The 9,618-nt window shown below is 61.6% G+C and carries 9 protein-coding genes and 1 rRNA gene; 5 read left to right on the top strand and 5 right to left on the bottom strand.

Features of this window, described 5'->3' with window-relative positions; genetic code table 11:
- Positions 1–72 (bottom strand): 16S ribosomal RNA (locus DQW91_RS07320); the annotation flags it as partial.
- Positions 73–895: 823 nt separating this feature from the next.
- Entirely contained in the window at positions 896–1,408 is a 513-nt protein-coding gene (locus tag DQW91_RS07315) for a cytochrome b (protein WP_245410934.1), read from the bottom strand.
- Positions 1,409–1,717: 309 nt separating this feature from the next.
- On the opposite strand from DQW91_RS07315, the gene DQW91_RS07310 reads away from it, so the two are divergent.
- A complete protein-coding gene (locus DQW91_RS07310) occupies positions 1,718–2,503 on the top strand; it encodes a 3-hydroxybutyrate dehydrogenase (RefSeq protein WP_112662904.1) in 786 nt (261 codons plus the stop codon).
- 56 nt (positions 2,504–2,559) lie between these two features.
- On the opposite strand, the gene pip is transcribed toward DQW91_RS07310, so the two are convergent.
- Positions 2,560–3,504 (bottom strand): prolyl aminopeptidase, encoded by a 945-nt coding sequence (gene pip, locus DQW91_RS07305; protein ID WP_112662903.1) that lies wholly within the window; start codon positions 3,502–3,504, stop codon positions 2,560–2,562.
- Between the two features lie 216 nt (positions 3,505–3,720).
- Between pip and DQW91_RS07300 the strand changes: the two genes are divergently transcribed.
- The 4 genes from DQW91_RS07300 (at position 3,721) to DQW91_RS07285 (ending at position 7,654) form a co-directional block, all read left to right on the top strand.
- The gene (locus tag DQW91_RS07300; protein WP_112662902.1) at positions 3,721–4,794 is read left to right on the top strand and encodes an extracellular solute-binding protein; all 1,074 of its coding nucleotides are present in this window, start codon (positions 3,721–3,723) and stop codon (positions 4,792–4,794) included.
- Positions 4,795–4,863: 69 nt separating this feature from the next.
- Positions 4,864–5,949, top strand: a complete 1,086-nt coding sequence (locus DQW91_RS07295) for an ABC transporter ATP-binding protein (protein WP_112662901.1) — start codon at positions 4,864–4,866, stop codon at positions 5,947–5,949.
- A complete protein-coding gene (locus DQW91_RS07290) occupies positions 5,946–6,809 on the top strand; it encodes an ABC transporter permease (protein ID WP_112662900.1) in 864 nt (287 codons plus the stop codon). Before DQW91_RS07295 ends, DQW91_RS07290 begins: the two co-directional genes overlap by 4 nt.
- A 5-nt stretch (positions 6,810–6,814) precedes the next feature.
- A complete protein-coding gene (locus tag DQW91_RS07285) occupies positions 6,815–7,654 on the top strand; it encodes an ABC transporter permease (protein WP_112662965.1) in 840 nt (279 codons plus the stop codon).
- 82 nt (positions 7,655–7,736) lie between these two features.
- Here DQW91_RS07285 and DQW91_RS07280 read toward each other — a convergent pair whose 3' ends face one another.
- Positions 7,737–8,804, bottom strand: a complete 1,068-nt coding sequence (locus tag DQW91_RS07280) for a dipeptidase (protein WP_112662899.1) — start codon at positions 8,802–8,804, stop codon at positions 7,737–7,739.
- A gap of 25 nt (positions 8,805–8,829) precedes the next feature.
- Positions 8,830–9,609, bottom strand: coding sequence for an ABC transporter ATP-binding protein (locus tag DQW91_RS07275; RefSeq protein WP_112662898.1), 780 nt, complete (start codon positions 9,607–9,609; stop codon positions 8,830–8,832).
- Positions 9,610–9,618: the final 9 nt, after the last annotated feature.

Genomic DNA, 9,618 nt, shown 5'->3' with positions numbered 1-9,618 from the left:
GGGGCGTTCGACTTGCATGTGTTAAGCCTGCCGCCAGCGTTCGTTCTGAGCCAGGATCAAACTCTCAAGTTGAAGAATTTGATCTCGACTTTGTCACTACGTATTGACGGAGTCTACTTCCGGCGTTTCCGCCGATAGTGAGCTCCAAAACGTAAGACTGTCGAAGTCTTTCTCGATTGCCAAACTGACAATCCGCAAGGACCTCGCCGTCTACGTTTCTCTTTCTTTCTTCACTTGTCAAAGAGCAGGCATCTGTAGAGATGCAAAACAACCCGAAGAAAACAACTCCCTGCGCCAGGTTGCCCCAGCCCAACAGGCCGTCTTCTCAAGGAAGGTGCGAACCAGGCGCTTGGCGCCCGCTCCGTCGATGGGTGGCTATCTAGCCAACTCATCCTTCCGGGTCAACACCGTTTTTGAAAAATTTTAGTCGAGACTAAGTATTTTTCTTTTCCGGTGCCGTATCGACAAAGCAACAGCGTTCGCAAAAGTCGAAAAACTCTTGCGTTGGATGTCTATCGGGGAGTTTTTGCTACCCAATAACTTTGCCGATGTTTCAGAGGAGCCGTAATCATGCCGAATTAACCGGCCGATCGGGCTCTTGGAGTGGCGGGCATCAGATGACGCCTGCCGGGAGAAGGTCTTGAAGATCTTCTCGGGCCGCTTTCCTCGCCGACGAAGATCGTCCTTGGCTTGCGCCGAGGATGTGATCGTCGCGTCTTTGAGGAAGCCGACGGGCGCTGGTCGCTGTCGCGTCCGGCGCCGGGGAGCGGGACTAATAGCGACTTCCCTGTTCATTGCAAGAGGGAAGATTCGCTCCGGTGCAGGTTCTGTGGAAAGGGGCCGATCTTGGTAAACGGTCCCTTTCCTGAAATTGAGGCGCTTTGCCCGAAGGGGCTTAGCCCGAGAAGGGGCTCATGCGCCGCAAGGTCGCGTCGTGAAGGACGAAATGGTGCCAGAGCGCCATGAGCGCATGAAGGCCGGCCAGGAACAGGATAATCGTGCCGCCGCTCTCGTGGAGCTCGGCGACGATGCCGGGCGAGCCTTGCACCGCGCCTGTCAGGGCGGGCAGGCCGATGCCGAAGAAGGAAACCGGAACGCCCATGCGCGAGGCCGCATACCAGCCCGTAAGCGGGAGGCCAATTATGAAGACATAAAGCGCGGCATGACCGGCCTTGGCGCCCCAGGCGAGGAGTGGTCTCTGGCCGGCCTCGGCCGAGGGAGCGCCCCCCAGAAGCCGGGAGATCAGGCGCGGGACGACGAGGGCGAGAACCGCGAGGCCCAGAGAGAAATGCAGCAGGGGCGGGTTTGCGCGAACGGCGCGGCCGCCTTCCGAGGTGATCCAAGCCCCCAGGATCAGAAGGGCGGTGGCCCAGTGAATTGCAATCATCAGCTTGGAATAGCGCTGCACGATGGTCTCCCCTCAGTTCAGAAGAGTTCTAAACTGAGGAAGACAACGTTGCGAATTAAATCTTCGTAACATCGACCCGCCTACGGCATGGGAGCCATGCCTGCAGTGCAGCAAAAGGCTCAAGGCTACCCATAAGGCGACTATACGCCCGCACATCGCAGGACTAGAGTCCGGCCATCGCGCTGGAGCGCAGCCGAACCTTAACTTTTTGACGTTGCTGGATCTTTTTGGGGGAGGGCGGTTTTTCTCTTCCCTGGTCCGGCATTAAGGTGCGGCCATTAAATCTCAATCCCGTATTGGAGCGGATTCATGACCTTGAAGTCGAAAACGGCGGTCGTCACAGGCTCGACCAGCGGTATCGGGCTCGCAATTGCGAGAGCCTTCGCGAAGGAGGGGGCATCTGTCGTCATCAACGGCATGGGCGATGCGGCGGAGATCGAAAAGGAGCGCGCCGGGATCGAGAAGGAGTTCGGCGTCAAGGCGATCTATTCGCCCGCCGACATGACGAAGCCCGACGAGATAGCGGCCATGATCGCTCTGGCGGAGAAGACGTTCGGCTCGGTCGACGTGCTCGTCAACAATGCCGGCATCCAGTTCGTCTCGCCGGTCGAGGAGTTTCCGATCGAGAAGTGGAACCAGATCCTTGCGATCAACCTGTCCTCCGCCTTCCACACGATCCGCGCCGCCGTTCCCGGCATGAAGGCCCGCAAGTGGGGCCGCATCATCAACACGGCCTCCGCGCATTCGCTGATCGCGTCTCCGTTCAAGTCGGCCTATGTGGCGGCAAAGCACGGCATCGCGGGCCTCACCAAGACCATCGCGCTCGAAACCGCGACCCACGGCATCACGGTCAACTGCATCAGCCCCGGCTATGTCTGGACGCCCCTCGTCGAGCGCCAGATCCCCGACACGATGAAGGCGAGGGGGCTGACCAAGGAGCAGGTCATCAACGACGTGCTGCTCGAGGCGCAACCCACCAAGCAATTCGTCACGGTCGATCAGGTGGCGGCCCTCGCGGTGTTCCTGACCACGGATGCCGCCAGCCAGATCACGGGAGCCAACCTGTCCATGGACGGCGGCTGGACCGCGGGATGAGCAGCGCTCCTGATTAAAGTAAAGGGCGCCGTGGGCGCCCTTTTTCATGTCCGCCTTCAAGAATCCGCGAAAGCGTCCGTCGTCTCGATGACGTGATGGAGAATGCCCGGCTCCGTGACGGCATGTCCGGCATCCTCCACCATGATGAAGCGCGCCTCGGGCCAGGCCTTGTGCAACTCCCAGGCCGTCTTCGCCGGGGTCGCCACGTCGTAGCGGCCCTGAATGATGACGCCGGGAATGTGCTTCAGGCGGCCGGCATCGCGAATGAGCTGTCCCTCCTCGAGCCAGCCGTCATGGACGAAGTAGTGGTTCTCGATGCGCGCGAAGGCGAGGGCGTAATGCGCGTCGCCGTACTGGTTGCTGTTGGCCTCGTTCGGCAAAAGCGTGATGGTCTCGCCCTCCCAGAGGCTCCAGGCCCGCGCAGCCTCCGTTTGTACTGCCGGATCGGGATCGACGAGGCGGCGGCGATAGGCGCCCATGAGGTCGCCGCGCTCCTCCACCGGGATCGGCGCAAGATAGCGCTCCCACTTTTCTGGAAAGAGCCAGGATGCGCCCTCCTGGTAGTACCAGAGCAGCTCCGCGCGCCGCAGACCGAAGATGCCGCGCACGACGAGTTCGCTCGCGCGTTCGGGATGCTTCTCTGCATAGGCGAGGGCCAGGGTGCTGCCCCAGGAGCCGCCGAACACCATCCATTTCTCGACGCCGATCATCTCACGCAGGCGCTCAATATCGGCGACGAGATGCCAGGTGGTGTTGTTCTCAATGCTCGCATAGGGCGTCGAGCGTCCGCAGCCGCGCTGATCGAACAAAAGAATGCGGTACTTTTCCGGGTTGAACAGGCGTCGGTGAGCAGGTGAGCAACTCGCGCCCGGGCCGCCATGGAGAAACACCACCGGCTTTCCCTTGGGATTGCCGCAAAGCTCCCAATAAACGCGGTGGCCGTCGCCGGTATCGAGCCAGCCGTGCTCATAGGGTTCGATTTCAGGATAAAGAATGCGCATCGCTCAAAGGTCTCCAGGAGGCGGAACCCTCATAACAGTGTGGCCGACTCTGTGCCAGCAGCCCCGCGCTCTCGCCTGTTTTCCGTTGAGGCAGTTAACTAAGCCGGCTTACGAAGGCGGGAAAACTTCCTTTATCCAGTAGCCTGTCGCGCGACTGTCATATAGTTTTGCAACTGGGGAACACGGGTAGAACCCGGACCACACTGGAGGATTACGATGATGACGAAACGCGCCGGCTTGAAGCTGGCTACTGCCTTTGCGGCCCTGATGGTCGCCGGCACCGCTCATGCCGCCGAAAAGCTGCGCCTTCTGACCTGGGCCGATTACGCCCCGAAGGACGTCGTCGAGCAGTTCACGAAGGAAACGGGTATCGAAGTCGAGATCACCCTTTCCAACAACGAAGAGATGATCTCCAAGCTGCGCGCCACGCAGGGCGCCGGTTTCGACCTCGTGCAGCCGAGCCAGGACCGCATCGCCGGCCCACAAGCTGAGTTCGGCATCTACAAGCCGATCGACCTTTCCAAGCTGAAGTCGGACCTCTTCATCGGCTCCATGCTCGAAGCCACGAAGAAGAACACGACGATCGACGGCAAGGTTTACGGCGTTCCGCACATCTGGGGCACCGACGGTCTGATCGTGAACACCAAGGCCGCTCCGGCGGTTGCCGACTACAACGACCTCTGCGCTGCGGCTGTCGCCGGCAAGTCGAGCTTCCGCGCCAAGCGCCCCGCGCTCATCGCGTTCGCCTTCGCCAACGGCATGGATCCCTTCGCCGCCTACAAGGACGTCAAGGCTTATGCGGCTTTGATGGACAAGGTCGGTGCGAAGCTCCAGGAGTGCAAGAAGAACGTGAAGTTCTTCTGGGACGGCAAGGACCAGCTCCTGAACGCCCTGCGCTCGGGTGAAGTGGTTGCGGCTATGGCCTGGGATACGGGCGGCTGGAAGCTCAACTCCGAGAACCCCGACATCAAGTTCATCGCTCCGAAGTCGGGCGCGCTCGGCTGGGTCGACACCTTCGCTCTTCCCGCGAAGGGCCGTAACGACGATGCCGCCTACAAGTGGATCAACTTCAACATGCGTCCCGAGATCGCTGCGAAGGTCGCCGCTGCTGCCGGCAACTTCACAGCCTCCAACGGCGCCGACAAGCTGATGCAGGGCAAGCTCAAGGACCAGTTCGCCGAGAGCTTCCCGAAGGCCGCCATCGACAACATCAAGTGGTATCCGGCTGTGCCGGCGGGTCTGGAAGAGATCGAAGGCAAGGTCCTCGATCGTCTGAAGGCCGGCTCGTAAACCCTTAACCCCTTGATCGCCATCCCCCGGTTCGTCCGGGGGGTGGCTCTTTAATTTTCAGACCCTTCCATGTCCTCATCGACCGATCTCGAAATCATCAACGTCATCAAGCGTTTTGGCTCCTACAACGCAGTGGATGGCGTGTCCTTCAGCGTCGCTCAAGGCGAGTTCTTTTCCATTCTCGGCCCCTCGGGCTGCGGAAAGACGACCTTGATGCGCATGATCGCCGGGTTTGAGGACCCGACCTCCGGCGACATCCGCATTCGCGAAAAATCCATGATCGGCGTTCCGGCGAACCGCCGCCCGGTCAACATGGTCTTCCAGAGCCTCGCGCTGTTCCCGATGATGAGCGTCGGCGAGAACGTGGCCTATGGCCTGACCTGCCGCGGCGTTTCTCGCGCGGAAGCGGACAAGCGCGCCACGCGTATGCTGGAGCGCGTCGGCCTGAAAGGTTTCGGCGACCGTCGCGTGACGGCTCTTTCGGGCGGACAGCGCCAGCGCGTGGCGATTGCCCGCTGCCTCGTGCTCGAGCCGACTCTCGTGCTTCTCGATGAGCCCCTCGGTGCTCTCGATCTGAAGCTGCGCGAGCACATGAAGATCGAGTTGAAGCAGCTGCAGGCGATGTTCAACACCACGTTCGTCTACATCACGCACGATCAGTCCGAAGCGCTTGTGATGTCGGACCGCATCGCGGTGATGAACCAGGGACATTTCGAGCAGGTCGGAAGCCCGCGCGAGCTCTATAACAATCCGCAGACGCCTTTCGTCGCGAGCTTCGTCGGCGAGACCAACCGCTGGTCCGGCGAGACGGCGTCCGCCTCCGGCGATGCGGTGACCATTCGCCTGCCGTCCGGCGCGACGGTTCAGGGCAAGGGGCAGGCGGGCAAGGCGCAATCGCTGTGCTTCGTGCGTCCGGAAGCCATTGCGCTCGGCACGGATCAGGCCTCGCTCGGCAATGCCGCCAACCGTTTCGAGGGTCGCGTTTCCGCTGTTCTCTTCGACGGTGCGAATTCGAGCCTTCTCATCGACGCACCCGGTTTCGAAAAGCCCGCCCGCGCGGTGCTGCCGCAAGCCGGCCCGCTGGCCGGCATCGGCGTCGGCGCACCCATTCACTTCGGATGGGCCACGGATTCCATGAAGGTCTTCGCCGCATGAAACCGGCCCAGCGTCTCACCCTCTTCCTGCTGATGGCGCCCGCCATTCTGTGGCTGGGCCTGCTCATCATCCTGCCGCACGTGGAAATCCTGATCCTTTCGTTCAGCGAAAGGGTCGCTCCGCGCGTCTATCAGTTCGGCCTTGGGAATTATCTCGAGTTCTTCACCGAGCCTCTCTATTGGCGCACTTTCGCGCGCACGGCGATCATGTCGATCCTGGTGACGGCATGCACGCTCGTGCTGGCCTTTCCTATCGCGCTCTACATCGCGCGCGTGGCGCAAGGGCGTCTGAAGGCGATGCTGTTGCTCATGTGTCTTCTGCCCTTCTGGGTGTCGGAGCTTGTGCGCACGCTCGGCTGGATGATCCTTTTGCGTGAGACGGGCGTCGTGTCCTACGTGCTGCAGAGCATCGGGCTTGCGAGCCAGCCGGTGGAGCTTCTCTACAACGACGGCGCGGTCATTCTCGGCCTCGTCTATGGCGGCCTTCTGTTCATGATCGTGCCGCTGGCCAACGCGCTGGAGAGCCTCGAGCCTTCCGTCGTCGAAGCCGGTTTCGATCTCGGCGGCAGCCGCTGGACGGTGCTTCGCCGCATCGTCATTCCGCATGCCATGCCGGGCATCGTCGCGGGTTCGATCATCGTGTTCATGCTCACCGTCGGCAATTTCGCGACGCCGGTTCTTCTCGGCGGCAAGAACGGCCTGTGGTTCACGGAGCAGATCTACGCGCAGTTCATCACGCGCTTCAACTGGCCGCAGGGTGCGGCCTTCGGCATGCTGCTTCTCATGCTTTCTTCCATCATCGTGTGGGCGGGCCTGCGTCTTTCCGGCCAGAGCCTCGGCACGACCTTGAGACAGGCTTGAGCATCATGAGCCGTCCTTCTCTTCTCTGGAAATTCTACATCGCGGCGTTCTACATCTTCCTGTTCGCGCCGCTTCTGGTTGTCGCCGTTTTCGCCTTCAACGCGAGCCCGTTCCCGTCTCCGCCGTGGAAAGGGTTCACGCTCGAATGGTTCATCGGCACGGGCTCCGTCTTCGGCAAGCCCGGTGTGCTGATGGACCCGATCTGGCTCACCACCATTCTGAACAGCCTCAAAGTCGCGGTGCCGGTGGCGGTGCTCGCGGTCGTGATCGGCACGGTGAATGCGTGGCTGCTCGAGCGGGCCGAGTTCCCGGGCAAGACGCTTTTCGCGATGATGATGCTGTGGCCGCTCGTTATTCCGGGCGTCATTCTCGGCATCTCGATTCTCGCGTTCTTCTCGCGCCTCGCGAACGGGCTGGAGGATTTTCTCCAGACCGATATCGATGGATTGCGGCCGGGCCTGATGCTCATCGTGCTCGGTCAGCTCTCCTTCATCCTCACCATCGCGACGCTCATCATCGCCGCACGCCTGCGCAAGTTCGACCGTTCGCTCGAAGAGGCGGCCTTTGACCTTGGCGCAAGCCGCACGCGCGTGCTGCGCACGGTGACGCTGCCTTTCTTAAGCCCCGCTCTCGTCGGCGCAGGTCTCGTGGCGCTTCTGATGTCGTTCGAGAACTTCAACACGACCCTGATGCTGGTCGGTTCCGATCCGCCGCTGCCGATCACCATGTACGGGCAGATGCGCGAGGGCGCGACACCCGCCATCAATGCCATCAGCCTTCTGGTGATGGTTGCCGTCGGCGGGCTTGCGAGCCTCTTCGCGCTGACGTCGAAGGGGGATCGCTAAGCGATCCTTCTCTATCGAGCTAAAAAAGAAGGGCGATGTGATCATTCACATCGCCCTTTTCATTTTGAATTGAGTGGAAGTCTCAGCGCCCCCAGGTGCGCTCCAGAACGTTGACCCAGTTCTCATGGCAGATCTTGCGGATCGTCGCTTCGTCATAGCCGTGCTTGCGCATGGCTTCGACGAGGTTCTGAAGACCCGCCACATCGCCGATCTCGGCGGGGATCGTCGCGCCGTCGAAATCCGAGCCGAGGCCGACGCCATCGACGCCCACCTTCTCGATCAGGTGATCCATATGGCGGATCATGTCGGTAAGCGGCGTATCCGCGCCGCGCTGTCCGTCCGGACGGATGAAGGACGTCGCGAAATTCACGCCGACCATGCCGCGGCTTTCCTTGATGGCGGCGAGCTGATTGTCGCTCAGGTTTCGTGAATGCGGGCAGATTGCATAGGCGTTCGAATGGGTCGCGACGAGCGGCGAATCCGAGAGCTTCGCCACATCCCAGAAACCCTTTTCGTTCAGGTGCGACAGGTCGATCATGATCTTCAGGCGGTTGCACGCCTTGATCAGTTCCTTGCCGAGATCCGTGAGGCCGGGACCGGTGTCGCCGGTCGAGGGATAGCGGAAGGGCACGCCGTGGCCGAAAATGGTCGGGCGGCTCCAGACCGGGCCGATGGAGCGCAGGCCGCTCTCATAGAGCACGTCCAGCATGTGAAGATCGGGGTCGATGGCCTCCGCGCCCTCGATGTGAAGGATCGTTGCCAGCGTACCGTTCTTCATGCACGCACGAATGTCGGCGGCGGTGCGGCATACCTTTACCTGTCCCTTCGATTCCCGCTCGATGCGGAAGAGCAGGGACGCCATCTGCACCGTTACGCGCTGGCTCGGCGCGAGTTCGAGCTGGGCTGGCAGCGGCACGTCGTATTGCGGCTGCGTCATCATCGCATCCACATCGAGCCCGCCGCTCTGCGACGACACGTAGACCGCGAAGAAACCACCCGCGAAGCCGCCCTTCCTCATTCGGGGCAGGTCGAGATGACCGAGATTGTCTCCCTCGAGAAAATCGCGCTCCGGCTGCGCCTTGCCCTGAAGCAGGCGATAGAGAACGTCGTTGTGGCCGTCGAAGACAGGAACGAGAGTGGAGGAGGACATCTTTTTCGCGACTGGTTGGTGGTGATCAGCGGGTGAGGGCGCTCTCAGGACGCGCTGCGTCCCGCGAGAAGCCCTGGCTCGCATTGATGAGCGAGCGCGTGTAATCGCTCGCGGCCTGGTTGGTGCGCAGCGCCGCCGCCGTGGTCTCCTCCACGGTCTCGCCGTGACGCATCACGAGAAGCCTGTCGCACAAATGCGCGACGACGGCGAGATCGTGGCTGACGAGGATGTAGGTGAGGCCGAGATTGCGGCGCAGTTCATCCAGCAGGTTGAGAATTTCAGCCTGCACGGAAGCATCGAGCGCCGAGGTCGGCTCATCGAGCAGCAGCACTTTCGGACGCAGCAGAAGCGCGCGCGCAATAGCGACGCGCTGGCGCTGACCGCCGGAGAGCTGATGCGGATAGCGGAACCGGAAGGAGGGGCCGAGACCGACCTCACGCAGAGCCTGCGCGATGCGCGTCTCAGCATCCTTCTCGCCGTGAATGGCGAGAGGTTCGGAGAGCGTGCGGTCGACGGTGTGGCGCGGGTGAAGGGAAGCGTAAGGGTCCTGAAACACCATCTGCACGGTGCGATAGAACGCCTTGTCGCGGGGTGTCGGCACTTCTCGGCCATCGACCAGAACGCGCCCGCCGGAAATCGGCGCAAGGCCACAGATGGCGCGCAGAACCGTCGATTTGCCGGAGCCGGATTCGCCGACGAGGCCGAAGGCCTCGCCCGTGCCGACATGGAAGCTCACGTCCTTGACAGCATCGACCTGCAAACGGCCCGTTCCATAAGTGACGCGAAGGTTTTGAATATCGAGCATCGAACGCTA

It is taken from the genome of Microvirga flavescens, from assembly GCF_003290125.1.
GTDB classification, from domain to species: domain Bacteria; phylum Pseudomonadota; class Alphaproteobacteria; order Rhizobiales; family Beijerinckiaceae; genus Microvirga; species Microvirga flavescens.
Note: the sequence above shows the minus strand (reverse complement) of the source record. Positions and strands in the feature narration are given on the sequence as shown.